At 66.9% G+C, this 21,897-nt stretch carries 32 protein-coding genes; 21 read left to right on the forward strand and 11 right to left on the reverse strand.

The genetic code is table 11. The annotated features are described in order from the left end of the window. Positions 1–165: 165 nt before the first annotated feature. Positions 166–837, forward strand: coding sequence for a hypothetical protein (locus tag HQN59_RS23225; protein WP_176071527.1), 672 nt, complete (start codon positions 166–168; stop codon positions 835–837). Beyond that, a complete protein-coding gene (locus HQN59_RS23230) occupies positions 834–1,073 on the forward strand; it encodes a hypothetical protein (protein WP_176071528.1) in 240 nt (79 codons plus the stop codon). The genes HQN59_RS23225 and HQN59_RS23230 overlap by 4 nt, the downstream gene beginning before the upstream one ends. 18 nt (positions 1,074–1,091) lie before the next feature. On the opposite strand, the gene HQN59_RS23235 is transcribed toward HQN59_RS23230, so the two are convergent. After that, on the reverse strand, positions 1,092–1,562 hold the full coding sequence (locus HQN59_RS23235) for a GIY-YIG nuclease family protein (RefSeq protein WP_176071529.1): 471 nt from the start codon (positions 1,560–1,562) through the stop codon (positions 1,092–1,094). Between the two features lie 153 nt (positions 1,563–1,715). Here HQN59_RS23235 and tnpA point away from each other — a divergent pair, with 153 nt between their 5' ends. The 3 genes from tnpA to tnpC all read left to right on the forward strand — a co-directional run bounded on the left by tnpA (position 1,716) and on the right by tnpC (position 4,170). Beyond that, on the forward strand, positions 1,716–2,156 hold the full coding sequence (gene tnpA / locus HQN59_RS23240) for an IS66-like element accessory protein TnpA (protein WP_176071530.1): 441 nt from the start codon (positions 1,716–1,718) through the stop codon (positions 2,154–2,156). After that, a complete protein-coding gene (tnpB, locus tag HQN59_RS23245; protein WP_176071531.1) occupies positions 2,132–2,482 on the forward strand; it encodes an IS66 family insertion sequence element accessory protein TnpB in 351 nt (116 codons plus the stop codon). Before tnpA ends, tnpB begins: the two co-directional genes overlap by 25 nt. Positions 2,483–2,586: 104 nt before the next feature. Beyond that, complete coding sequence (tnpC, locus tag HQN59_RS23250; protein WP_176071532.1) at positions 2,587–4,170, forward strand: IS66 family transposase; 1,584 nt, start codon at positions 2,587–2,589, stop codon at positions 4,168–4,170. Positions 4,171–4,250: 80 nt separating this feature from the next. On the opposite strand, the gene HQN59_RS23255 is transcribed toward tnpC, so the two are convergent. The 4 genes from HQN59_RS23255 to HQN59_RS23270 form a co-directional block, all read right to left on the reverse strand. After that, complete coding sequence (locus HQN59_RS23255) at positions 4,251–4,706, reverse strand: hypothetical protein (RefSeq protein ID WP_176071533.1); 456 nt, start codon at positions 4,704–4,706, stop codon at positions 4,251–4,253. 77 nt (positions 4,707–4,783) lie between these two features. Beyond that, entirely contained in the window at positions 4,784–4,981 is a 198-nt protein-coding gene (locus HQN59_RS23260; RefSeq protein WP_176071534.1) for a hypothetical protein, read from the reverse strand. Further along, complete coding sequence (locus tag HQN59_RS23265) at positions 4,978–5,568, reverse strand: JAB domain-containing protein (protein ID WP_176071535.1); 591 nt, start codon at positions 5,566–5,568, stop codon at positions 4,978–4,980. The genes HQN59_RS23260 and HQN59_RS23265 overlap by 4 nt, the downstream gene beginning before the upstream one ends. Positions 5,569–5,656: 88 nt before the next feature. Next, positions 5,657–5,905 carry a hypothetical protein gene (locus HQN59_RS23270; RefSeq protein ID WP_176071536.1) on the reverse strand — a complete coding sequence of 83 codons (249 nt, stop codon included), beginning with the start codon at positions 5,903–5,905 and terminating at the stop codon, positions 5,657–5,659. 493 nt (positions 5,906–6,398) lie between these two features. On the opposite strand from HQN59_RS23270, the gene HQN59_RS23275 reads away from it, so the two are divergent. From HQN59_RS23275 to HQN59_RS23335, 13 genes are all read left to right on the forward strand, one after another. Continuing rightward, on the forward strand, positions 6,399–8,222 hold the full coding sequence (locus HQN59_RS23275) for a PRTRC system ParB family protein (protein ID WP_176071537.1): 1,824 nt from the start codon (positions 6,399–6,401) through the stop codon (positions 8,220–8,222). Between the two features lie 73 nt (positions 8,223–8,295). Beyond that, complete coding sequence (locus HQN59_RS23280) at positions 8,296–8,796, forward strand: PRTRC system protein E (RefSeq protein ID WP_259372772.1); 501 nt, start codon at positions 8,296–8,298, stop codon at positions 8,794–8,796. A 15-nt stretch (positions 8,797–8,811) separates the two neighbouring features. After that, the gene (locus tag HQN59_RS23285) at positions 8,812–9,018 is read left to right on the forward strand and encodes a PRTRC system protein C (RefSeq protein ID WP_217704288.1); all 207 of its coding nucleotides are present in this window, start codon (positions 8,812–8,814) and stop codon (positions 9,016–9,018) included. Between the two features lie 225 nt (positions 9,019–9,243). Next, the gene (locus HQN59_RS23290; protein WP_176071539.1) at positions 9,244–10,257 is read left to right on the forward strand and encodes a PRTRC system protein F; all 1,014 of its coding nucleotides are present in this window, start codon (positions 9,244–9,246) and stop codon (positions 10,255–10,257) included. Next, positions 10,254–11,009 carry a PRTRC system protein B gene (locus HQN59_RS23295; protein WP_246295118.1) on the forward strand — a complete coding sequence of 252 codons (756 nt, stop codon included), beginning with the start codon at positions 10,254–10,256 and terminating at the stop codon, positions 11,007–11,009. Before HQN59_RS23290 ends, HQN59_RS23295 begins: the two co-directional genes overlap by 4 nt. Further along, complete coding sequence (locus tag HQN59_RS23300; RefSeq protein ID WP_176071540.1) at positions 11,002–11,613, forward strand: PRTRC system protein A; 612 nt, start codon at positions 11,002–11,004, stop codon at positions 11,611–11,613. Before HQN59_RS23295 ends, HQN59_RS23300 begins: the two co-directional genes overlap by 8 nt. 114 nt (positions 11,614–11,727) lie before the next feature. Further along, positions 11,728–12,534 carry a PRTRC system ThiF family protein gene (locus HQN59_RS23305; protein ID WP_176071541.1) on the forward strand — a complete coding sequence of 269 codons (807 nt, stop codon included), beginning with the start codon at positions 11,728–11,730 and terminating at the stop codon, positions 12,532–12,534. A gap of 219 nt (positions 12,535–12,753) precedes the next feature. Continuing rightward, positions 12,754–13,032, forward strand: coding sequence for a nicotinamide mononucleotide transporter (locus tag HQN59_RS23310; protein WP_176071542.1), 279 nt, complete (start codon positions 12,754–12,756; stop codon positions 13,030–13,032). A 15-nt stretch (positions 13,033–13,047) separates the two neighbouring features. Then, a complete protein-coding gene (locus HQN59_RS23315; RefSeq protein ID WP_176071543.1) occupies positions 13,048–14,496 on the forward strand; it encodes a UvrD-helicase domain-containing protein in 1,449 nt (482 codons plus the stop codon). 59 nt (positions 14,497–14,555) lie between these two features. After that, on the forward strand, positions 14,556–15,023 hold the full coding sequence (locus tag HQN59_RS23320) for a hypothetical protein (protein ID WP_176071544.1): 468 nt from the start codon (positions 14,556–14,558) through the stop codon (positions 15,021–15,023). A 26-nt stretch (positions 15,024–15,049) separates the two neighbouring features. After that, positions 15,050–15,346: a hypothetical protein gene (locus tag HQN59_RS23325; RefSeq protein WP_176071545.1), complete on the forward strand. Its 297-nt coding sequence runs from the start codon at positions 15,050–15,052 to the stop codon at positions 15,344–15,346. Between the two features lie 76 nt (positions 15,347–15,422). Then, positions 15,423–15,653, forward strand: a complete 231-nt coding sequence (locus HQN59_RS23330) for a hypothetical protein (protein ID WP_176071546.1) — start codon at positions 15,423–15,425, stop codon at positions 15,651–15,653. Between the two features lie 106 nt (positions 15,654–15,759). Next, the gene (locus HQN59_RS23335) at positions 15,760–16,239 is read left to right on the forward strand and encodes a thermonuclease family protein (RefSeq protein WP_176071547.1); all 480 of its coding nucleotides are present in this window, start codon (positions 15,760–15,762) and stop codon (positions 16,237–16,239) included. A gap of 325 nt (positions 16,240–16,564) precedes the next feature. Here HQN59_RS23335 and HQN59_RS23340 read toward each other — a convergent pair whose 3' ends face one another. The 3 genes from HQN59_RS23340 to HQN59_RS23350 all read right to left on the reverse strand — a co-directional run bounded on the left by HQN59_RS23340 (position 16,565) and on the right by HQN59_RS23350 (position 17,510). Then, positions 16,565–16,765 carry a hypothetical protein gene (locus tag HQN59_RS23340; RefSeq protein WP_176071548.1) on the reverse strand — a complete coding sequence of 67 codons (201 nt, stop codon included), beginning with the start codon at positions 16,763–16,765 and terminating at the stop codon, positions 16,565–16,567. Further along, positions 16,722–17,039 (reverse strand): hypothetical protein, encoded by a 318-nt coding sequence (locus tag HQN59_RS23345; RefSeq protein ID WP_176071549.1) that lies wholly within the window; start codon positions 17,037–17,039, stop codon positions 16,722–16,724. The genes HQN59_RS23340 and HQN59_RS23345 overlap by 44 nt, the downstream gene beginning before the upstream one ends. Before the next feature lie 204 nt (positions 17,040–17,243). Beyond that, positions 17,244–17,510, reverse strand: a complete 267-nt coding sequence (locus HQN59_RS23350) for a hypothetical protein (RefSeq protein WP_176071550.1) — start codon at positions 17,508–17,510, stop codon at positions 17,244–17,246. Between the two features lie 98 nt (positions 17,511–17,608). Here HQN59_RS23350 and HQN59_RS23355 point away from each other — a divergent pair, with 98 nt between their 5' ends. Further along, on the forward strand, positions 17,609–17,815 hold the full coding sequence (locus HQN59_RS23355) for a hypothetical protein (protein WP_425342766.1): 207 nt from the start codon (positions 17,609–17,611) through the stop codon (positions 17,813–17,815). On the opposite strand, the gene HQN59_RS23360 is transcribed toward HQN59_RS23355, so the two are convergent. The 3 genes from HQN59_RS23360 to HQN59_RS23370 form a co-directional block, all read right to left on the reverse strand. Continuing rightward, positions 17,792–18,385, reverse strand: a complete 594-nt coding sequence (locus HQN59_RS23360) for a hypothetical protein (protein ID WP_176071552.1) — start codon at positions 18,383–18,385, stop codon at positions 17,792–17,794. The genes HQN59_RS23355 and HQN59_RS23360 overlap by 24 nt on opposite strands. Before the next feature lie 243 nt (positions 18,386–18,628). Beyond that, complete coding sequence (locus HQN59_RS23365; RefSeq protein ID WP_176071553.1) at positions 18,629–18,844, reverse strand: hypothetical protein; 216 nt, start codon at positions 18,842–18,844, stop codon at positions 18,629–18,631. 7 nt (positions 18,845–18,851) lie between these two features. Continuing rightward, complete coding sequence (locus HQN59_RS23370) at positions 18,852–19,019, reverse strand: hypothetical protein (protein WP_176071554.1); 168 nt, start codon at positions 19,017–19,019, stop codon at positions 18,852–18,854. Between the two features lie 779 nt (positions 19,020–19,798). Here HQN59_RS23370 and HQN59_RS23375 point away from each other — a divergent pair. Together HQN59_RS23375 and HQN59_RS23380 are read left to right on the forward strand one after the other, a co-directional pair. Further along, positions 19,799–21,010 carry a phosphoadenosine phosphosulfate reductase domain-containing protein gene (locus tag HQN59_RS23375; protein WP_342451289.1) on the forward strand — a complete coding sequence of 404 codons (1,212 nt, stop codon included), beginning with the start codon at positions 19,799–19,801 and terminating at the stop codon, positions 21,008–21,010. 11 nt (positions 21,011–21,021) lie between these two features. Then, on the forward strand, positions 21,022–21,867 hold the full coding sequence (locus HQN59_RS23380; RefSeq protein WP_176071555.1) for an XF1762 family protein: 846 nt from the start codon (positions 21,022–21,024) through the stop codon (positions 21,865–21,867). Positions 21,868–21,897: the final 30 nt, after the last annotated feature.

Here is a 21,897-nt window from a genome sequence, read left to right on the forward strand (position 1 = left end):
TCAGGTCGACGGGGGCAGTTCCAGCAGAAGGTTCTGGCGGCGGCCACGTCCGGCAGGCCGATGGAAGACGTCGGATTCTTGGGTCAAGCCTCTGAAAATCGCATCTTCTCAGAGGAAAAGCTCTGAGGCACAGTCTCCGCATCGACACGAACGCGGAGCGGCCAGATGCCCAAGACAGCAATCAGCTTCAACGTCCCGCCCAAACTCTGGGAGGCCTTCAAGAAGCAGACCGACGAACTCTTCCTCTCGAGGGCGCCGTTTCTCGACTACATGGTGGCCAACGAACTGCCGTACCTCCGGACCGAACTGGCCGGCCTGAAGCTCTCGCTGCGCGCCAAGCGTCACATCGCCGGGGCAATGAAGAGAACCGGCCCGGTGTCCGTGAACATTGAGGTAAGGCCGGAGACGGCCGAGGCGCTCCGAGAGGCGACGCAGGCGCACAACCTCGTTCGCGACGCCTTCATGGCCCGATTGCTCCTGTTCCTGCGTAGCACGGACGCATTCTTGAAGCACCTTGAGATTCCTCGCATCGCGTCGGGCCGCGGGACTGACGCCTACCTCGAAGAGATGCCGTCCAGCCCGCTGAAGGCCATGGAAGCGGTTCGCGACGACCCGCTGTTCTACGTTCGGCACCACGTGCAGTACGCCTGGGAGACGGGAATCTACCGGTTGACCCTTCCGCGCCAGATCGACTGGGCTGCGTGCTATCTCGCCGACGAGGACATCCCTGGCACGGCTGCCTATCGACGCCAGCAGAAGCTGAGCAACGAGCTGCTCGCCATGCTGGACGACATCCCAACCAAGACGCCCACCAAGACCACCAGGAGCAAGAAGTGAACTACGCACCCATCCACACGTCGAACCCACATCAGGCCGACCGCATGTGGCTCCTGCTGGGAGGCCGAATCGAGCCCGTCCGAGGCACGGGCGAGAAGCGCTACCTGCATGAGCAGTTCAGCCATCCGTTGCGCACAAACGGGCGTCGACAGGACGTGCCAGCGAAGTTGCTGAGCCGGCTAAATCAGTTGCTGAAGGTGCGAGCGGCGAATGACCCGAGGTGGACTGAGGGGTGAGGGCGATGGACCAGGTGGTCAGTGGTTCGCAAAGTCGTTGTACGGCGTTCCGAGGGCGATGGACACGTACATCTCAAGGAGCGCCTGTCGATTGGGGTCGACTTCCTCCACCACCCGAATGTCCATCTCACGCAGGCGTGCCTTTTGCGCCTCAAAGGCAGAACGGAACTTCTCCTGTGTCATCAAGTCAGCACGAGATCCCTCCGGTCTGTAGCTGGCCTTCGGAACCCCGCAAGCTTCGCGGGCTAGCCTGAATGCAAAGGCGGCCTTATGGTGGGTAGAGCTGACGGCACAGTGGCTCCGCAGGCGTTGGCGGATGCTGTCGCTTCTGCCGACGTAGAGGTGCTGGCCGCCTTCGGTAAGGAGGTAGATGCCACGCGCGGGGACGACCTGCTCAGCGAGCTCTGCATACTTGAACGGCGTCGACGCGACGAGCCGCTCGTACGCCGGGTGCAGCGCTTCGATGTACAGCCGGAAGGTTTCAATCATGCCAGCCGTATTCTGGCCGCCCCGCAGAAAGGGGCGCTCGCCTCACAGCGGCGCCCCTTCGCCAGTTTTGTAAGCGCTCAATAGACCCCGCCCTTGCGGCGTCGAGGTCTGCCTGACAGCCTACGTTCCCACGTAGATGAACGTGGGAACGTGATGTCAGAGTCGATGGAGGAGTTGGCGCGGCGGCTTGTGGTCGGCCGCAAGCGCGACGGCCGCAGTGTGTACGACGAGGTGGCCAAGGCCGAACTGGTGGCCGCATGCGGCAAGCCCGGCGCGTCGGTGTCGCGGCTGGCGCGCGAGTGCGGAGTCAACGCCAACCAACTCAGCCGCTGGGTACGCGAGCACAGCCAGCGTCTGCAGCGTTCACTGACGGCGCCGCCGGCGACGAGCGCGGCGTTCTTGGCGGTGCCGCTCGAGGTGGCCCCGCCGATGCCGCTGACGAGCGTGGAGGCGCCACCGGCCGTGCGGCTGGGCCTGCAGGCCCGCCTGCCCAACGGCGTGGTCGTCGAGCTGCGGGAGTGCGACCTGCATCAGGCCGCCGAGGTCATCGAAGCGCTCGGGAGGGTGCGTTGTTCCGCCTCGACGAAGCGCTGAAGGTCTACCTGCACCGCGAGCCCATCGACTTCAGACTGAACATCAACGGCCTGGCGCTGCTGGTGGACAAGGCGTTGGGCCTGGATCCGTTCGCGCCCTGCGTGTACGTGTTCAGCAACCGGCGGCGCAACCGCGTGAAGATCCTTGGCTGGGACCGCAACGGCTTCTGGCTGCTGCTCAAGCGCCTGGAGCAGGACCGCTTCATCTGGCCGAGTGCCGAGGCGATACCCGCGTTGACGGTCGAGCAGTTGCACTGGCTGCTCGAAGGCATCGACATCGCCATCGTGCAGCGCCATCCACACCGGCTGTACGAGCGCGTGGCCTGAAGGCCGCACCACTGTACGGGTTGGTTGCGCCCGGTCGGCGCAGTTACGGCCCGATGCGAAGATCGACGCCTCGTCGGCGGACGTGACGCTGAGAATGCGCGCCGATGGCCGACATGCCCGACGCCCAAGAGATCGAAGCGCTGAAGAAGGCGTTGGCCCAGGCGCAGAGCGAGCTTCGCCTGGTGCGCACCGAGCGCGACCTGCTGCAGGAGCAGCTCAACCGCTTCAAGCGGCAGCTGTTCGACGCCAAGAGCGAAGCCGCCGGTGGAGCGCACCAGAAGGACCTGTTCTTCGACGAGGCCGAGGCCGAAGGCGCCCAGGCGCAGCCGCTGGGCGAGGACGGCCAGGACGGCGAAGGCGACCAGCTCGATGTACCGGCGCACAAGCGCGCCAGGCGCGGCCGCAAGCCTCTGGACGCGGCGCTGCCGCGCGAGGTCGTGCGTCACGAACTGCCCGAAGGCGAGCGCGTATGCCCGCACGACGGCGCGGCGCTGGCCGAGATCGGCGTGGAGGTCAGCGAGCAGTTGGACATCATCCCGCAGCAGGTTCGCGTGATCCGCCACGAGCGGGTGAAGTACGCCTGCCCCTGCTGCGACGGTGGGCTGCGTCTGGCCCCCAGGCCGCCACAGGTGATCCCCAAGGGATTGCTGACCGAGGCTGCGCTGGCCTGGGTGATCGGTGCGAAGTACCTGGATGGGCTGCCGCTGTACCGGCAGGCGGCGCTGCTGGGCCGCTTCGGTGGCGCGCACTGGTCGCGCAACACGCTGGCGGCCGGCGTCGTGCGCGTGGGTGCTGCCACGCAGCCGGTGATCAACCTGCTGCGCGACGCGCTGCTGGAAGCTCCGATCGTCCACGGTGACGAGACCGAGGTGCAGGTGCTCAAGGAGCCGGGCAGAAAGGCCCAGGCCAGAAGCTACATGTGGGTGCAGATGACCCAGGCCAGCGGCGAGGACGGCACGGGCCCGCCGATCCGACTGTTCGGCTACCGGCCCAGCCGTAGCACCGAGGCGGCCAAGGCACTGTACGAAGGCATGCGTCCGGGTGCCGTGCTGATGAGCGACGGCTACGAGTCCTACGAGGTCGTGGCACGGCGCCACGGCCTCGTGCACCTGGGCTGCTGGGCGCATTGCCGTCGGTACTTCCACGACGCCTTGCAGGCGCTGCCCAAGGACAAGCGAGGGCCAGACCAGCTGGCTGCGCGGTTCATCGAGCTGATCGGCAGGCTGTACCACGTCGAGGCCCAGGCCAGGCGCGACGAGGTCGAGACGCAGGCACTGCTGCATCGACGCCAGCAGCACAGCAAGCCGGTGCTCGATCAGATCAGGGAACTGGCGCTGCAGCATCTGCACGGCGTTCTGCCCGGCAGCCTGCTGGGCAAGGCGCTGCACTACGTCACTGCGCAGTGGCCCAAGCTGGAGCGCTACGTGCAGGACGGCAGCTACCCGATCGACAACAACGACTGCGAGAACGCGATCCGCCCCTTCGTCGTCGGAAGACGCAACTGGCTGTTCGCCGACACGCAGGCTGGTGCCAACGCCAGCGCGAACCTGTACTCGCTGCTGCAGACCTGCCTGGTCAACGGCATCGATGGGTACCGATACCTCAAGGCACTGCTCGTGCAACTGCCCAACGCCAAGACCGCAGAAGACTTCGAGGCCCTGCTGCCCTGGCGGATCGCGCTCACCTGAGATCGATCATCGTTCATGCCGCGCGCAAGGACGCGGTCTATTGAGCGCTTACCCAGTTTTGCAGTCTGTGCGGCCGCTCGTCAGAGCGGATTGCTGGCCAGCAACTCCGCGAATCCAGCATTCATCGGGAGATTCGGGGGATCCGAGGTGCTGAAGGCGGGCGGCACCTCCTCTGATCGAAGGCGCTGCTCGCGCACCGCCAGGTCATAGGCTTGCTTGCGCTCGTACCAGGCCAGCTCGTATCGGGCAATCGCGTCCCACTCGCCGGGTGCGGATTGCTCAACCTCGTAGGCGAACTCGACAGCCTGGCTGTCACTTTCGTCGTACCGGATCGAGACCTCGCGGTAGTTGCCGAAGTCGTGGGGATGCGTGCGGCCGACGTAGGCGACCGGCAGGCCCGCGGGAACTGGGAAGAGCCGGGCCAGCATGCGGCGAAAAACCTCGCACTCACGCAGTGAGGCTTCGGTGTAGTCCGAACTGCCGACCTGGGCGCAGTTCTCTTCGCCCGGGACCGGGCCGATTTCGATGTAGGGCATGAACATGCTCCGGAGGGCGCGCCGAGATGGCGCGCGGGGTGGAAGGGGGTGCGGCGCCTTCAGCGCCGCGCAAGCCTTCAGTCGATCGCCAGGGCCGCTCGGGCCTCTTCGTCGCTGAGGAAGATGTCGCGCTCGCAGTCGTAGTACGCGTGTTCGCCCTTGGTGGTGTTCCACATGTAGAGCAACGTGCGTCCGGTGCGAGTCCGGGTGGGGCGCTCGGTGCCGCCGCATGCGGGCACCCAGTGGTCGCCGGCCTGATCGGTGAGCTCGTTCACAGCAGGCCTCGTTCGGCCATCGAGGTCAACGAGCTGCCGTTGGCCGCGACGATGATGTGATCGATGATGCGAACGTCGACCAGCGACAGCGCTTGGCGCAACGTGGCGGTGAGGAATTCGTCGGCCCGGCTCGGCTCTGTCTGCGACGACGGGTGAACGTGGCTCAGGCAGACAGCAGCTGCGTTGAAGTGCAAGGCGCGCTTGACCACTTCTCGCGGGTACACCGAGGTCTGGGTCAAGGTGCCGGCGAACAACTCCTCGACCTCGATGACGCGGTGGTTCGCGTCGAGGAAGACGACGACGAAGGTCTCACGTTCGGCGCCGGCGAAGTAGACGCGCAGGAAGTCCTTCATGGCCGACGGAGAGTCGATCAGCGAACGGCCCTTGATCGCGTCTGCCGCGATCCGTGTGAGCAGTTCGTGTGCCGCAGCCAGCACGTGGCGCAGCCGGCCCTCGCGAGCCGTGGCGGGAGCCGGGATGTAGTCCAGCACTGCGTTGTCGGAGCAGACGAGCGGCTGTTGCGATTCGCTGGACGGGTTCAGCACGATCGCCTCGAGTTGCGGGCGATCCAGCAAGGTGAGATTCATGGGGTGGACCTCTTGGATGAAGAGGGACACCGACCCCGAGGGACGGTGATCCCTCGTGGGTGTTGCGCGGCGCGGGCCGCGCGGCCTTCTAGACCTCTCCCAGGCGGACGCCGGAGCCGAAGTCGATGCCGCTGATGCGGTACTGGGTGTGGTTGTCGAGAGCGCGCACCGTGAGCGTGTGCGTGGTCTCGATGGTGACGACCTCGCAGGTACCGAGGCGGCGCGTGGCCACCAGGTCACCGCGACCCAGAGCGCCTTCGCGCTTGAGCCTGACGAGGCGGACCACACCGGGGGGGATCCAGGGGGCCTCCGAGGGGAGGGCTTGTGTCGATGCCATGGTGCGCTCCATCAAGGAGTGGGCACCACCCCGCCGGGCCGGTGCCCGGTTGGGGTCGATGACGCTGCCGGAGGGACAGCGCGCGGATTCACATGCGGGTCACGACCGCTAACGCCACCGCTTGCGCGATGGATACCTCCTCGCGATGAGGACCGGCCGCAAGGCCGAGTAGAGGTGCGCCCAGTATCGCAACGGTGCGCGGGCGCTGCAACGGGCCTCGCTTGATCGGCGCATGTTCATAGGGCGCTTTCGAGCGTTGAAGTGCGGGCGTCGCAACGGAGCATGCATTCCTCTTGCCGGACCACCGCGACGGGCCGGCGCGGCAAGCGGATCGATGGCAGAGCGTCATGGCCGGTTGGCATGGTACGGAAGGGCAGTCCGGGGCGCGTCGCCCAGGACCCGTTCGGACCGCCTCGACCCTTGCAGGTGGGGGGCCGCGCGGGAACATGGTTTCACGCTTCGAAGGAAGCGCACTCAGACCGAAGGAGTCGACATGAACGACACAACGACCCAGGATCGGCCGGTGCAGCCCACGCTGCAGGTCGGGCAGATCGTGCCGGGGCAGAACTACCGGGAGCACTACGACGCGAAGGCCCTGGACGAACTGCGCGAACAGGTGAAGGCCGCGGGTGGCATCAAGAGCCCGATCATGGTCCGCCCGCATCCCACGCAGGACGGGCTTTGGGAAATCGTCTACGGGCACCGCCGCTGGATGGTCGCCGGCGAAGAGTATGGGCAGACCTACGACATGCCCGTCACCATCGAAGACCTGAGCGATGCCGAGGCGCGGGCGCTGGGCATCATCGAGAACAAGGGGCGCGACAACCCGAGTGCCATCGAGGAAGCCAAGGGCGCGGCCGACCTGCTGCGCTACAACGCAGGAGACAAGGAGAAGACGGCCAACCAGCTGGGCTGGAAGCTGCGCGAGTTGGACAACCGGCTGCTCCTGCTGAACTGCGCGCCGGAAGTGCAGCAAGCGGTGATCGAGCGCCACGCGAACATCAGCATCGGACACGCGGAACTGCTGGCGGGTCTGCCGCAGGACCGGCAGGTCAAGGTGCTGGCCGGCATCCTGCAGCACAAGGTGCCGGTGGAGGTGTTGAAGAAGCAACTCGGGCAGTTCGCCAAGCGGCTGTCGGAGGCCATCTTCGACACGGCGCAATGCCTGGGCTGCCCGCACAACTCGGCTCAGCAGGCCGCGCTGTTCGATGCGTCCATCGGCGAGGGCTACTGCCAGCATCCGACCCACTACGACGAACTGACGATGGCGGCTCTGGAGGCCAAGGCCGAGCCGCTGCGCGAGCGCTTCCAGGTGATCCGCTTCATCAAGCCCGAAGACGGTTTCGTACCGCTGGCAGTGGCCGCAGACGGGCCTTTGGGCGTGGGTGCGGAGCAGATGGAAGCCTGCAAGGGGTGCGCCAGCTTCGGATGCAGCGTCTCGGCGATCCCGGGCCACTACGGGGAAGTCGCCGAGTCCCTTTGCTTCGATGCGGCGTGCAACAGCACGAAGGTGGCTGCGCGACGCAGGGCCGAACGGGATGCCGCCAAGCCGCCTGCGGCGCAGAAGGACGTCAAGGGCGCAGGTGGCGCAAAGCCCACGGGTATGGCGGGCGCGGAGCCGGCCGCAGAGCCGGCGAAGCCGCGCAACCAAGTGCCGGGCAAGGTGGTCACCCACCGGACCGAGTTCTGGCGCAAGACGGTGGCGAACCAGCTGATGGCCCAGGGCGAGCGGAACCAGCGGGTGCTGGCCGCCCTGGTGCTGGCGCGCGAGACACGAGCGGTCAATGCGGATCGATACGCCGACGTTGCCGTCAAGCTCGCTGGCATCAACAAGCCGGGCATCGGCGACGCTCCGTTGAAGAAGATGCTGGAGCAGGCTGATGCCGTCGCGACGGACGCGCTGGATGCACTGGTCAAGGCCGTGACGGCATCGGCAGCCTACGGCATCGACACGGAGGGGCTGGAGGCCTTGCTGAACTACCTCGAAGTCGATGAGGCGCGGCACTTCACCTTGAACGACGAGTACCTGAACCTGCTGACGGTCAGCGAACTGGAGTCGCTGGCCGAAGAGGTCGGGCTCAGGAAGGCGATGGGCGAGCGGTACGCGAAGGCGAAGGCCGGCAAGCGGGCGGACTTCATCCAAGCGCTGCTCGCCGTCGAGGGCTTCGCCTACCGAGGCACGGTGCCGAAGGCGATGCGCTATCCGCGCCGCAAGTTCAAGTACGCCAGCCGCACGCCGGCCGCAGAAGGGGCGACGCAATCGCCGAGCGAAACGGGCGAAGCGCGCCGCGAACCGGAGGCCTCGCCGGCTGCGTGAGCCCTCGACAAGCGAGGGGTGACTCCTACGATGACTTCGAGGGTCATCCCTCGCGCAACAGGAGATTCAAGCAATGTTCAAAGAGCTTTTCCCGATGGCAGCCAAGGGCCCGTTCAGCCTGCTGCTGTCGGCGGACGAGGGCAGCGGCCTCATGACGGTGGTGGTCGTGCCCAAGACCTCGGACAGCGGCAAGGACGTGCCGGCGCTGGCCATGCCGCTGAAGCTGACCGCCACGGCGGAGGAACTGGACGCCGGATTCGTGCAGGCGCTGGCTAGTTTCGCGACGCGGCGCACCAGCCTGGACGAGCAGGTGGCGGCGACGAACGAAGTCCTGGACGCAGCCCGGGCCGCATCCGTCAAGAAGGGCGCCGAAGCGGTCACCAAGGCGGGCGCGAAGGCCACCACCAGGACTGCTGCGCGGCCCGTCGCCGACGCTGGCGATGCCGAACACGACGACGACGATGGCGGCGGCAGCGCGGTCGATGGCGCATCGACGCCGGCGCCGGTCGGCAACGAGCCGAAGGCAACGACACCGGTGGGCGGTGCGGGCATGCCCGACCTGTTCGGCGCCTGAGGGGAGGAACGCATCATGTCCATCGTTGTTGCGGCCCTGTCCCGATGCTTCAAGTACAACGGGCTGACGCTGCCCGACATCCCGGGGCTGACGATCGAACAGGTCAAGGAGGTCTACGCGGCGCAGTACCCGGAACTGCTGACCGCTGAGGCGCAGGTCGGGGAGGTGGTCCGTGGCGTCCAGGAAGTCGCCTTCAAGCGTGCGGTCGGCACCAAGGGCTGATCGAGGCGATCCGGTCGCGCGGTATGCAGCGCGGCTGGACCGCCTTCTCGGTCAATCGGATCAAGGGGAGGCCGGCGCCCTTGAAGCCGCGATGCTGGACGAGAGACTGGTCCAGGTGAGCACCGTCGTGCATCGATTCGCCGAAGACGTCTGGGGTCAGCCCCGGGGCGACCGTCAGGAGCGGATGGTGGTGCGCGGTGTGCTTCTTCCCCCCTTGATCTGAACATGCTGACGCTGCCATCACTCGACGCGCGCATCCCGCACAAGCTGGTGCCGCAGACATCGCGCCGCCGCGGAGCGGCCTTCGCGAGGACGCTGCTGAGGGCCGGTGTGGTCGATGCGGCTCTCCTGCCCGCCCGACCGTCAGCCGACCACCTCAGGACCTGTCAGTCCGTGCTTGAGGGCTGGGTGCTCCGAGAACTCGGTGGCCTGCGGATGCTGAGGCCGTACTTTGCGATGCACCTTCGGGATGGGGATGCCGACGCGGGGAGCGGTCAACAGCCTTCGTGTGTCGTGGAGTGGGGCGGCGAGTCTTTTGGCGTCCGCATGGTCGGGCCTGCCCTCGAAAGCCTGGAGCGGCATCGGCCGAGGCTTGGGATGACGGTGCTGCGAGCGCTGGAGCGGTGTGCGTGGCGGACGCTCCCGATCTACACGCCGGCGGTCGTCATGGAGTGCGCGAGCGACACGTACTGGTATGGGGAGTTCGATGAGGAAGCGGCGATCGAAGAAGCCTGTGGCGACGACGCAGCCGAGCGGGAGTCGATGCGCGAGAGCATGGTGACGCGGGCCATGTTCAACGCGACGTTTCCGGCGTGGGCGCTCGGTAGTCGAACCAGGTCGCTCGGTCGGCGGACGCTGCGGCAACTGGCCGAAGCCGCAGATGACCGTCGCATCGGTGACGTGATCGAGTGCGTGCTTCGACTGTTGGCCGTGGACCTGCCGGACTACGACTGGTCCATGCGTGAGGGCCGGTTCGTTGGTTTCTCCGGCGTGCTGGCCTGGGGGCCGAAGGACGAACTCACGACTCGGGTGCTGGACGACTACGAGCAGATGGTCGGGGAAAGCGGTGACTACTTCGAGCCCTGCGGCGAGGAAACCATCGGTGCAGGCGATCACGCGGCCCTTGCCGGATGGTTCGACCGCCTGCGAACGTGGTGTGCAGGCGTGAAGGCACTGGACGAGTTGACCTTCAGGCTGACCGATGGAGACTGGACGACACAGAAGCGAGGTAGCCGATGAGTGCGCAGCAGCCAGGGATCAAATTCACAGTGACCGAAGAAGGGCCCACCGAGATGCGACTTCAGCGCGCAATCCTGGTGTACACCGGCAAAGGCGGCGGCAGCTTCGCCACGGTACACGACATTGCGACGGAGCCGAGCGGCGCGGCGACGATCTTGCCCGGAAGGCCGATGACCGCGTTCGCGGCCCTGCGGCTCGCACGCCGGCTGATGAAACGTCGCGAGGGCGGCTTCATCCCCGACCGGCTGGTATTCCAGGACTCCACCGCGCTGGCGTGGTGGGTGCCACCCGGGCGTCGCGCCATCTGGTTCCGTTGCCCCGGGGGTGAACTCGGAGCGGCCGAGCGTTCGGAAGTCGTGAGTCATCCGGGCCTCGTGTTCTGCGTGAACTCCGAGCGCAAGTGGTACGTCTGGGCGGTCAAGGGCGGCGAGCGGCCAAGCTCGGACACGAAGCTCTATCGTGCGCCGTACTTCAACGTCTGGGAGAGCGGCCAGATCTGCGTCGGCAACGTGGAGTTGCCGGAGCGCGCGACGGCCGAGAAGATCGACGCGTGGACCGGCGCCTTCTTCGACAGTTGGTTCACACACCCGAACGTGCAGAGCGAACTGGTGGCGTACGTGGGGGGCGTCTATCGGTTCTGGCGCGACATGCTCGACGGCAAGCACCCGGAGTTCCCGGAGCGGGTCCTGGTCGACATCGACCGCACGCTCGGCGACATGCTGCTGTCCCGGGCTGGCAAGCACGATGACTGACCCACGCGACGCGGCCGTGCAGGCCACCTGCCCTGTGAGGGCGGTGCCACGATACGGCGACCTGCCGATGCATGCCAGCGGGCAGCGCATGCTGCTGGCCGGCAACGGGCTGTTCGTTCAGATGAAGACCCCGTGGCTGGACTGCACGACGCGGGTCGCCGAAGTGGGCATGCGCCTGCCATATGGTTCACTGGACGAGACGATCGCCTTTGCCTTCGGTGTGATCCCCGTGGGCCTGTTGGAGCGCTTCCTCGAGGAGGCTCGCCTTGCCCTGCCCAATGAGACGGCCGGCGCACTGATCTTCAACGTGCGAACCGGGGGACTTCGGCTGGCGATGCACGAGGCTTTGGCCGTTGGCCCCGGCCATGTGAGCTACCGGATCGAAGACCTGCAGGACGATGAACTGCTGGCCGTCGACCTTCACTCGCATGGTCGCCTGCCTGCCTTCTGGTCGGCCGAAGACGATCGTGACGACCAGGGCGTACGGGTCTGCGGTGTCTTCGGCAACCTCGATCGAGCGCGGCCGACGGCGCGGTTCCGGCTGGTGCTGAACGGGTTGTTCAAGGACCTCGTGCACCCATGGCAGGTGGCTGGTGACGCTTGATGCGGGCGGGTAGGTGCACGACGCGCGCGACCCGCGGCAGGGTCTCGCCTTCACCAGCGTGGTTGAAAGCGCGAGGCCCAAGCGGATGATCCTCTGGAGAGGATCGGCAACGACATGGAACATTGCATCGCTCGCAGCCTGTTGACCCAGCGCGTCAGGGTCCACCTTGTCGGCGTCGGCGGCAACGGCGCCCAGATGGCCAACTGCCTTGCAAGGCTCGACATCGCGATGCGGGCCCTGGGCCACCCCTACGGGTTGCATGTCACCGCCTTCGACGGCGATGTCGTGAGCGACTCGAACGTGGGTCGGCAGATCTACAGCCCCTCCGATGTCGGCCTGCACAAGGCCGTCGTCACGATCCACCGCCTGAACCAGTACTTCGGGCTCGACTGGGATGCGGTGCCACAGCACTACGGGCCGGCAGCGGTATCCGAAATCGGGTGCGGGCCGGGCATCGTCATCAGTTGCGTCGACTCGGCGCGCGCTCGTCGTGATCTGCACCGGCGCTTGTTCAATCGCGGGGCGAGCGTCGCCTACTGGCTGGACCTCGGCAACACGGACAGTGCCGCCCAGGTGGTGCTGGGCCAGCCCAAGCCCCACCCCTTGCCCGAGCGCCTGGAGTGGGAGCGCCTGCCATGCGTGACGGAACTGTTCCCTGAACTTCTGGACGACGTGCAGGAGGACGACACGCCGTCCTGCTCGGTGCGAATCTCCCTGCGGTCCCAGGGACTGTTCGTCAACGACGTGGCCGTCCGGTGGGGCTCGCAGTTGCTCTACGAGTTGTTCCAGGGGCCGATCCGGCACCACGGCGTGCTCGTCAACCTTGCCGCGAAGCGCTCCGCGCCGGTCGACGTGAACCCGGCTGTGTGGCGGCGCTTCGGGATACGGCGTCGCAAGCCTCGGGGCCTCCAGATCGAGTAGCGCGCTGGTCGGTGCGCGCCCCGGCAGAAACTGGGGGGTGGTCCGTGCCGAGTTTCGGTTGGAGAAATCCGACCAAGCACGGCAGCATGGATGAAGCCGCGGCGCTGACGGCGTTGGCGCTCTCCGAAGGCGAGCAGCGATGGCCCATCGCAGTGACGCGACTTGACCCACGCAGACCGCGTTCAAGAATGAACTCGGATCAACGACACAGGAAGGATGATGACCGAGACACAGCTGGTGGATGGACTGCAGGTGCTTGGGTGGCTGTTGACGCTGCTCGGGCAAGTCCAGGTGGCGCGCAAACGCCGGGCCGGCTTCGCCACCTGGATCGTCGCGAACTTGGTGCTGATCGCGCTGAGTGCGCGCATGGGCCTGTGGTGGAGCATCGGCATGTATGTGACGAACATCGTCGTGTGTGCCTGGTCCTACCGGACCTGGGCCGAAGGCGCTGGCCGCGGGATGCGCACCCTGTTCCTCAACAAGCGCTTCTCCGGGTAGGGCGCGGCGGAAGCGATGTTGCCGCCGACGCCGGAGCAGCAGCGCATCGTGGAGAGCGGGGCGCGGGCGCTGGTGGTCGAGGCCGGCGCTGGCGCTGCCAAGACGACGACGCTCGGCCTGTACGCCGGTGCCCGGCCACGGGCGCGGATTCTGTATCTGGCCTTCAGCAAGGCGATCCAGCTCGAGGCCGCCGGCCGCATGCCGGCGAACGTGAGTTGCCGCACCACGCACTCGATTGCCTGGCGAAAAGCGATCGAACTGTTTGGTGACGAGGCGAGCCAGCGGGTCGGCAAGACCTACACCTCGTCGGTCGCGCGCGCGTTCAGGTGCGGACCCCTGCTTGCCTCGGGTGCGTTGCAGGCCATCCAGAACTGGTGCGGATCATTGGACGAGCAGATCGGCCCGTCCCACGTTCCGGTCGAGATCGCAGAGCGGCTTGCGGATCCGGGCGGTGTCGTCGAACTCGCCCGGACGGTATGGGCTCGCATGCAGCGGCGGGACGGGGGCGAGCTCAAGCTGCCTCACGACGGCTATCTGAAGCTCTTCCAGATGGACGGGCCGCGGCTGCGTGGGTGTGACCTCGTGGCCGTCGATGAGGCCCAAGACCTGAACATGTGCACCTACGACATCGTGGGGCGCCAAGGGGGCGGCGTGGTGCTGGTCGGCGACTCGGCGCAGCAGATCTTCGCGTTCAGGGGTTCTGCCAACGCGCTGCGCATTCACGCGGCCGACGAACGCCTGCAACTCACGCGCAGCTTCCGGTTCGGCGAAGGCATCGCACACATGGCTAATGCGCTGCTGGAGCATTTCAAGCCGGACAGCGACCTGCGGCTGGTCGGTGGCGGTCCCGTGGCAACGCGGCTGGCGGTGGACACCCGTCGCGCCTTCGCGGTGCTTGCCCGCACGAATGCCGTGGTGTTCGAAGAGGCCATCTCTTTCCTGCCGACGAACCGGCGGTACCACTTCGTCGGCGGGACCGAGGCATACCGGATGGAGAAGCTGCTCGATGCCTACTACCTCTGGACAGGTGATGGCGGTCTCATCCGCGATCCGTACCTGCGCAGCTTTGGGACCTTCGAGAGCCTGCAACAGCTTGCGGGAGATGCCGCCGACGCGGAACTGCGGCATCTCGTGCGGGTGGTCGAGGAGTACGGCGCGCGGGTACCGACGCTGGTCGACCAGATCAAGTCGCGGCACGTTGCGCTGGACAAGAGCGCGTGGCCGGACTTCGACGGCATCTTCTTCTCGACGGCCCACAAGTCCAAGGGACTGGAGTTCGACCAGGTCTGGCTGGCCGACGACTTCATGCGCTTCTTCGAGGAGGGCCGGGAGTTGTCGGTTGACGACGTGGAGCAGGCAGACGTCAACCTGTTGTACGTGGCGCTGACCCGCGCCAGGCATGCGGTGAGGCTGTGCCAGTCCTTCGAGGATTGGCTTGTGCATCGGAACCTGCGCCCGCGCTGAGCACTTGATGTGTGTCGACTCGCTCGGAACATGGCTTCGAGGACTTGGAAGGACCCTCGATGTCGCAACCCCTGATCCGTCACCTGCGTCTCTACTGTGCGAGTCCCAACATCAAGCCGGTTCGGGCCCACGACGGCGTGCTGGCCGTGGCTGGTGTGGTCGAGCGTGCAGCGCTCGCGTGGCTGCTGCTGGTCGACATGGAGCGGTGGGGCCGCAATCAGGGCGCCAGCGTGACCAACGCTGTGGACCAATTGGTGCCCGCTGCCCATCGGTACCTGATCGGTGGGTTCGGGATTCCGATCGCCGAGACGCTGATCGTCGAACTGGACGCCTCGGGTGCCTTCGACCTGGTGTGCGATCGCAACGACGGGATGGGCATGCGGCACGAGCCACTGCACGCCCCTGGATGCGCGGCCAGGCCGCGGAGTCGCGAGGCCTTCCTCGCTGCAGCAGGGGACATGGGCCGCGCGATGCTTCAGCGTGCGGAAGCCATCGGCTCCGGCGAGTGGGTGGGCGTCGAGGGATGAGGCGTTCGGGACAGTGCGAGACCTGCTTGCGCTGGGTTCGCAGCGGCGGCTTCGTGCTGCCAGCCGTGGAGGGCTGCAGCTGGATCGCCGGCCCAGACATCGAGGCGCTGCCCGTCGCGGTGACGCTGCTTATGCCGGCACTCGCCCGGATCCTCGCGCGCGAGGGCGCCTGTCCGGGCCACCTGGTGTTCGATGCGACCAGCATGCCAGACGCCTATCTCTCTCAGAACCTCGAACCCGCTGTCGGTGGACGGACCGGGCTTGAAGGTGCCGAGACAGGTGCGATCCTGCGGGCAGCAATCGAGATAGGGAAGCCTTCATGACGACCACGAGGACACAGATCACGGAGCGGACGACGGCGCTTGCCGCGGCTCCGAACGCCGTCGATGCGGGTGACGCATGGTGACGAAGTCCCTGCGCCCGGTGAGTCGGGAGACGAGCGCGGTCGTTCGCGACAAGGGGCCGCTCCCGGTGATCGTGACAGTTGTTGGTGGCGTCATCGAGCTGCGCGCCAAGGGGCTGCGAAGTACCGAGACGCTGGATGTGGCATGGTGCTACCTGACCGCGGTACGTCAGCGGCTTCAGGCGCAACGGCTCGAGCGTGCGAAGAGTCGACGGCAACGGAAGTAGGGGAGAGCGGAAAGTGGTGGTCTGGCCAAGAGGGTCGGTGGCGCGAGGCGTAGCGCTTGCCGTGGTGTGCGTCGTTGCGCCAGCACTTGCGCAGGAGCTACCGGCCGTGACACACGGCTCGGCAGTGCCCAACGCTGCCGGCGCGGCAGCTCGCACGGGCCAAGCAGCCGATGTCGTGGTGACCGGCGTGTCCGACGGTGACACCGTGACGGCCATCATCGACGGTCGGTCGATGCGGTTGCGGCTGTCGCGCATCGACGCGCCCGAACATCGGCAGGCCTGGGGTCAGCGCGCGGAGCAGTCGCTTCGGGAACTGGTCTGGAGGAAGCCGGTGCATATCGAGTGGCGGGAGGTCGACCGCAATGGAAGGCCCATCGTGACGATGACGGTGGACGGGCTCGACGTCAGCGAGGAGCAGGTGCGCCGAGGCATGGCCTGGGTGTACCGGGCCTACAGCAAGGATCCTCGCCTGCTCGGTTTGGAGGCGCTGGCACGCGAGAGCCGAGTCGGCTTGTGGACGGACGAGTCACCGATGCCGCCGTGGGAATGGCGACGCCTGCAGCGCGAGGGCCAGCAGGCCCCGTGACATCGGTGGTGCCGCGGCCATTGACGGGACAACAGAGGTGGACAGGAATCGGCCGCCACGGGCTGTGGTCTACGCCTTGCTCCCCAGGCGGTACTCCATGCAGGCGCTGGCGCTCATGGGGTTCCGGTTCGACCCGGAGATGAGGCTTGTAAAGCGAGGCGCATGTAGGTCGGTGCTTGCGGAGGCGATTTCCTCGGACGGCGTTACCTGGCGCGTCCGGCCTTTCGTGCGCCAGTGGCGCTGAAGCTTCCCCACACAAGACGATGCCCCGTCCGATCAATCGATCGAGCGGGGCATGTGAAGACGCCTTGAACCCCAGCGTGAGCTACTTCGGGCTCGGACGCTGCGGGAACCAGCGGTGTGCGGCGGGATGTGGCTGGCCGTCTCGCTCTTGCAGGCGGCTGCGGTAGGCCAGGACCAGGGTGACTGCGCCCCAGATGTCGAGCGCCACCCACGCGAGCGCGTAGGTGGCGAGGACGGGGTCATGGCTGAGTGCGCTTGCCACCGATGCCAGGAGGTCTTGCATGTGCCTGCTCCTCTGGCCCTTGCGAGCCCTGCTCCTCCTCAAGGCTGAGGAGGATGACGGCCAGGGTCTGGGCGACCAACCAGCCGACGATCACGACGGCCAGGTAGGCCATCGATTCCTTGGCGAAGCCAAGGTACGTGTTGGCTGCAGCGAGCAGCCAGGATGCCTTCTTCAACGCGTCGGCCGCGGACTTGCGGGCCTCCTTGTTGAAGAAGAGGGTGAGCCTTCGGCGCTGTTCGGCCTTGGGCGGATGCTTCGTCTTGCGAGTTGCCATGCGACGGTTCCCTTCTTGTTGTGCGAGAAGGCGCCGCTGCCCCGACCGGGGACAGAGCGCCCCGCTCGGGTTGATGAAAACGCAGGTGCAAGGCACCCGCTCGATGCGCGACCCGCGAAGGTCGCTTCCATGCCGGTCGCAAGGAATTCGCTGTGACGGACGGTCAGCCGCGCCACGGTGCTCGCTCGGCCGACCTGGCGAGCATCACGCCGCGTCTTTCAGCGACGCCAGGGTGAGTTCCAGCCAGGGAGCCAGGAAGACCTGGGGCAGGCTCGGATCGACGGCCGCAGCACGCTGGCTGCTGGCCAGATGCTCCAGCTTGAGCAGCAGAGCGGCGGCGTACTCGGCCACGTCGGCTGCGCACTCGCCGGTGCTGTTGCGCACCAGTTCGATGTAGTGATCGACCATCGGCGCTGGCGCCCGGGCGGCGTCGAGCTCGATGATCTGGAGGGCTTCGACGTTCATCGTCATGAAGAGTCCTTCGGGGATGTGCCTCCGCGAGACCTTGACGCCAGCACATCGCGTGCTAGACAGATCGCCAGGTCTTCAAGAGGTGCGAGATGCTGAGGTTGGGCAAGGCGATCAGGCTGACGAGGGCGGAAGCCGAGCGGCTCGAACGCATCACCGGTTTCCCGGTGGATGGCGTTCGAACGCTCGACGGCCTCGCGCTGTATGTCGCGCAGTGCAAGGCCTACTACGCGGAGGACTCGAGGGAGTTCGAGATCCTCGCGTGGCTCATCGACAGAGAGGTGTCACGCTGCCTGGCCGCCGCGTGAGGCGGAGACCTGGGCGTCGGGCGACGGCTCTCGTGCGCCGGGCGCTGACGGTGCGGTCGGCGCGGCGCTCGGCGAGGGGGCGAATCCCGTGATCACCTGGGCGACCTCGGGATGCTTCGCGAGCGCGTCGACTCGCGCCTTGGCCGGCGAGCCGGGCTCTTTGACCCGCGAGCCGCGAACCTTGGGCTGTTCGGGCGTCGGCTCGGGCACGGGCTTGCGGCCGAAGATCCGGGGGATAGCGATGAAGACGCTCATCGCCAGCTCCACGGTACGGATGGGCGCGGTCACGAAGATCGCGCGAAACGCGGCCACGGTGCGCTCGCTCCGTTCGTCGGCCAGGACCTTGGCATGCAAGGTCTCGCAGGCGATCAGGTAGAGGGCCTCGTGGCGAGTTCTGGCTTCGGGGTTGCTGTTGAGGTACTTGACGACTTCCGCGGCGCCGGGAGGGTGGCGCACGGCGCGGTACAGGTGCACCCAGGCCATCTCCTCGGCCAACTCGTGGCGGCTCGGTTGGTCCGGGCCGGCGAGCTGGCCGTGGATGGGGCCGATGCTGGGCAGTTGCTGATGCATGGTTCGCTCCGGTGGATGTCCACGGGAACGAGCCGGCCCCAGGGGACGAAACGTCCCCGAGGGGTAGTAGCATGAACGAGCCGGCAAGCCGGTGTTCACGGGAAGCCATCACGATGGATCGTTCAGGCCGGACTCTTGAGGTCATCGACGGCGGGCGCGAAGCGCTCGAGCGGGCCTACCTGTGGGCGATCGTGTTCGATCGTCCCGACAAGCAGGCCCTCGCGAGGCGCCTCGAGCCGTCCGCTAACGACGTGCTTTGCGCCGTTGCTCCAGATGCAGACGGGACACGAGTTCCTCGTCGATCAGGCGCACGACGCGCAGTACATCGCTGCGAACCGGGCCGCGAGTGATGCGAAGTCGCTCCAGGCTCTGAAGGAGTTCTTCCTTCTTCGCCTGGAGCTCTTCAGCGCTGCCCTCGTCGACGAGACGCAGCAGGCTGAGCCACAAGTGCTTGTCCATCTGCTCCTCACGCAGCCAGGGGCAGCGCTTGGGGCAGCGGGACGACCACGTCGGCCGACGGGCGGACGAACGGGGTGCACAGGGCCGGGAGCTTCTTGGCCACCACAACGGGGTGTTGCGGCAGGCCACTACCGCCACAGAGGCGGCACACGGTGCGAGCCGTGAACTTCGACATGGTCGTTCTCCTTTGCACAAGTGCAAAAGGGGAACGACATGTCCCCCGGATGGAGAAGCGACGTTCCCCATTCGGGTTGAAGGCACGCTGGCGCGCGCCCATGGACAGGCAGAAGGACCCACGCCGAGGCGATGGGTCTTCCGCACACTTCGGGATTCGCATCCCAGGGATCGAGGACCGGCACGCAGGCGTGCAGGGTCCGGGTCATGCAGCAGGCTGGATGACCGAGGAACTTCGCAAAGCCACGCGAAGGGATGACGACGCGCGCGGGTGGTGAACCCGCTCGGCTGGCGAAGCCGGCGTCAGGGCCGATGTGTCACGTGCACACCGACATGGAGTTGCGTCAACCGAGGTCGACGCGATCCAGCACGGACTGGATAGCCCGCTTGCGCGGACAGGGATGCGCCGCAGGTGCGGCATGGCCATCCGGAGATGGTCGATTGAAGTGCGGGTCACGACCGCTAACGCCAAGGTGCAGGGCACTTTGGACTTCAAGTCCAGCCGTTGACGGCTCTCGTTGAAGGCTGTACCAGCGACGATCGCCAGCAGGAAGCCCAGCAAGTTTGCCACTCGACGGAAGCCCTGGGTAGGGGTGACGCGAGGACCTGCGCGCGGCGCATGTTCATGTGTCCGGTTCGAGCGCAAGGACACGCGCCGATGGGGCACTCAGGTGCCGTTCGAGGCGGGCGCGGCGTTGTGCGGCCAGCTGCGCAGTGCGGTGTCCGTCGCTGCATCGCGGCGCGCCTTGAACAAGCGGAGGTGCCTCGTAGCCTGAACGCGTGAACATCATCAAGCTCTACCGCGCGGATGAGGCGCTCAAGCCCATCGATCCGGTGCAACCCGATCTTTTCGGCGTGGCGGCCGGCGCGGTGCGATTTGCCATCGACGTGCCGAACGAGGTCACGATGGCACTGGGTGCCAGCGCACCGGTGTTCATCGGCGTCAGCGGTGGGCGTGACTCCCAGGCGCTGGCCTACCGTGTCTGTGCCCATCTCGATGACATCGGACACCCGGGCTCGCGGTTCCTCGTTCATGCGGACCTCGGCCGTGTCGAGTGGCGGGACAGCTTGCCAGTCTGCGAGCGGTTGGCACAGCGGCTGGGGATCGAACTGGTGGTCGTACGCCGCACTGCCGGCGACATGATGGATCGATGGCTGTCGCGCTGGAGCGGCAACGTCGCGCGGTACACCAAGCTGGAGTGCGTGAAGCTGATCCTGCCGTGGAGCACGGCGGCCCAGCGCTTCTGCACGGCCGAGTTGAAGAGCCAGGTCATCGCGCGGGAGATGCGCCGACGCTTTCCCGTGGGCGACGTCGTGTCGGCTGTCGGCATCCGTCGCGAGGAGAGTGCCAAGCGGGCCCGTATGCCGGCCTGGAAGCAGGACGAGCGCACGACCCGCAAGCGCGGGCAGGGACACACCTGGAATCCGATCCTTGGCTGGAGGCGCGGCGACGTCAACGACTACGTGCGCAACCGTGGTGATGAACTCCACGAGGCCTACCGGCTGTATGGCAGCACGCGGGTCTCCTGCGCGTTCTGCGTGCTCGGCTCGGAGCACGACCTTCGGGCTTCGACCAACTGCGCCGGCAACCACGCGATCTATCGCGAGATGGTGGCGCTGGAGGCCGCGAGCACCTTCTCGTTCCAGAGCCACCGATGGCTGGGGGACGTTGCACCCGACCTGCTGGACGCCGGGCTTCGTGCGCGGCTGCAGGAGGCCAAGGAGCGTGCGCAAGCGCGGGTGAGTGCTGAATCACGGCTTCCGGAACACCTGCTGTTCGTGAAGGGCTGGCCCACGGTCATGCCCACCCCGTCCGAGGCGGCGCTGATCGCCGAAGTCCGTCGGGACGTTGCGGCCGCGGTGGGGTTGCAGGTGGCCCACACCGATCGCGACTCCGTCTTGCAGCGCTACCGCGACCTGATGGCGGCAGCCGCGGCGAAGGCCGGCACCGAGGCGCCGCCGTCTCACACCTTTGAAGGAAGTCAAACGTGAACCCAACGATCTTGGCCCCGAAGCCCGGCGCGATACCCGAGCTGCTGGTGGACATCGCGTCTGTCTCGTCGCGTGTCTTCTGGCTCGTACACAACGCGGTGGCTCGAGCTGGCGCGCCGATCCAACTGCCAAGGACAGTCTTCACCCGATTCAGCGAGGCCGTGGCTGCACGAGGCAGCGTCGACGCCACGCCCCCGCTCGTGGAGCACCCGCAGGGCCTGTGCCGGCTGCAGGACGCCGTGATCGTCGATGGTGTCGGGCCCGGCCACGTGAACTGGATCCATCCAAGCGGTGACGTGCGGGTCGAGCTCGCTCGCCAGCCGGGCAGCGCCGAGTACTACCCGATCGCTGCCATCCGGCGTGCCGTCGCGGCCAGGCCGCGGTTCGTTCACGAGCTGGTGCCAGTGGGCCTGCGTGAGGCGAACCTCGTGGTCGAGCGCTTGCACCGGCGGCTCGGCAGGGTGCAAGGCCACAAGTTCGCCATCGGTCTGCGGCGCGTCTCGGACCAGGAACTGGACGGTGTCGCGATCGCCGCGCGACCGGTGGCGCGCCACCTCGACGACGGTCTCACGGCCGAGGTGCGCCGGGTGGCGGTCGATCCCGCCGTGGTCAACGGATGCACCAAGCTGCTGGGGGCCATCGCACGGTCCGCGTCGGCGATGGGCTACCGACGCCTGGTCACCTACAAATCGGACGATGAGGATGGTGCAAGCCTCTACGCCGCAGGATGGGATCCGATCGGGCGCAGTGCCGGAGGGCACTGGGGATCGTCGAAGCGCCCGCGCGAACCCGGGCCGGAGGAAGGGCGCAAGGTCGTGTGGGTCAAGGTGCTACGTGGCGATCGGCGCGAGCGCTGAACTCCGGTCGATGACGCGGGGTTGAAGGTC

This window comes from Rhizobacter koreensis (assembly GCF_013366375.1).
Taxonomy (GTDB): domain Bacteria; phylum Pseudomonadota; class Gammaproteobacteria; order Burkholderiales; family Burkholderiaceae_C; genus Schlegelella_A; species Schlegelella_A koreensis.

Coding starts and splice junctions, on each gene's coding strand:
- HQN59_RS23310 (WP_176071542.1), top strand. CDS start 12,754: ATGACCGAGACACAGCTGGTGGATGGACTGCAGGTGCTTGGGTGGCTG.
- HQN59_RS23265 (WP_176071535.1), bottom strand. CDS start 5,568: ATGAATCTCACCTTGCTGGATCGCCCGCAACTCGAGGCGATCGTGCTG.
- HQN59_RS23360 (WP_176071552.1), bottom strand. CDS start 18,385: ATGCATCAGCAACTGCCCAGCATCGGCCCCATCCACGGCCAGCTCGCC.
- HQN59_RS23340 (WP_176071548.1), bottom strand. CDS start 16,765: ATGCAAGACCTCCTGGCATCGGTGGCAAGCGCACTCAGCCATGACCCC.
- HQN59_RS23285 (WP_217704288.1), top strand. CDS start 8,812: ATGTCCATCGTTGTTGCGGCCCTGTCCCGATGCTTCAAGTACAACGGG.
- HQN59_RS23255 (WP_176071533.1), bottom strand. CDS start 4,706: ATGCCCTACATCGAAATCGGCCCGGTCCCGGGCGAAGAGAACTGCGCC.
- HQN59_RS23300 (WP_176071540.1), top strand. CDS start 11,002: ATGACTGACCCACGCGACGCGGCCGTGCAGGCCACCTGCCCTGTGAGG.
- tnpC (WP_176071532.1), top strand. CDS start 2,587: ATGGCCGACATGCCCGACGCCCAAGAGATCGAAGCGCTGAAGAAGGCG.
- HQN59_RS23365 (WP_176071553.1), bottom strand. CDS start 18,844: ATGGACAAGCACTTGTGGCTCAGCCTGCTGCGTCTCGTCGACGAGGGC.
- HQN59_RS23295 (WP_246295118.1), top strand. CDS start 10,254: ATGAGTGCGCAGCAGCCAGGGATCAAATTCACAGTGACCGAAGAAGGG.
- HQN59_RS23320 (WP_176071544.1), top strand. CDS start 14,556: ATGTCGCAACCCCTGATCCGTCACCTGCGTCTCTACTGTGCGAGTCCC.
- HQN59_RS23330 (WP_176071546.1), top strand. CDS start 15,423: ATGGTGACGAAGTCCCTGCGCCCGGTGAGTCGGGAGACGAGCGCGGTC.
- HQN59_RS23225 (WP_176071527.1), top strand. CDS start 166: ATGCCCAAGACAGCAATCAGCTTCAACGTCCCGCCCAAACTCTGGGAG.
- HQN59_RS23305 (WP_176071541.1), top strand. CDS start 11,728: ATGGAACATTGCATCGCTCGCAGCCTGTTGACCCAGCGCGTCAGGGTC.
- HQN59_RS23350 (WP_176071550.1), bottom strand. CDS start 17,510: ATGACGATGAACGTCGAAGCCCTCCAGATCATCGAGCTCGACGCCGCC.
- HQN59_RS23290 (WP_176071539.1), top strand. CDS start 9,244: ATGCTGACGCTGCCATCACTCGACGCGCGCATCCCGCACAAGCTGGTG.
- HQN59_RS23270 (WP_176071536.1), bottom strand. CDS start 5,905: ATGGCATCGACACAAGCCCTCCCCTCGGAGGCCCCCTGGATCCCCCCC.
- HQN59_RS23315 (WP_176071543.1), top strand. CDS start 13,048: ATGTTGCCGCCGACGCCGGAGCAGCAGCGCATCGTGGAGAGCGGGGCG.
- HQN59_RS23370 (WP_176071554.1), bottom strand. CDS start 19,019: ATGTCGAAGTTCACGGCTCGCACCGTGTGCCGCCTCTGTGGCGGTAGT.
- HQN59_RS23345 (WP_176071549.1), bottom strand. CDS start 17,039: ATGGCAACTCGCAAGACGAAGCATCCGCCCAAGGCCGAACAGCGCCGA.
- HQN59_RS23280 (WP_259372772.1), top strand. CDS start 8,296: ATGTTCAAAGAGCTTTTCCCGATGGCAGCCAAGGGCCCGTTCAGCCTG.
- tnpA (WP_176071530.1), top strand. CDS start 1,716: ATGTCAGAGTCGATGGAGGAGTTGGCGCGGCGGCTTGTGGTCGGCCGC.
- HQN59_RS23275 (WP_176071537.1), top strand. CDS start 6,399: ATGAACGACACAACGACCCAGGATCGGCCGGTGCAGCCCACGCTGCAG.
- HQN59_RS23235 (WP_176071529.1), bottom strand. CDS start 1,562: ATGATTGAAACCTTCCGGCTGTACATCGAAGCGCTGCACCCGGCGTAC.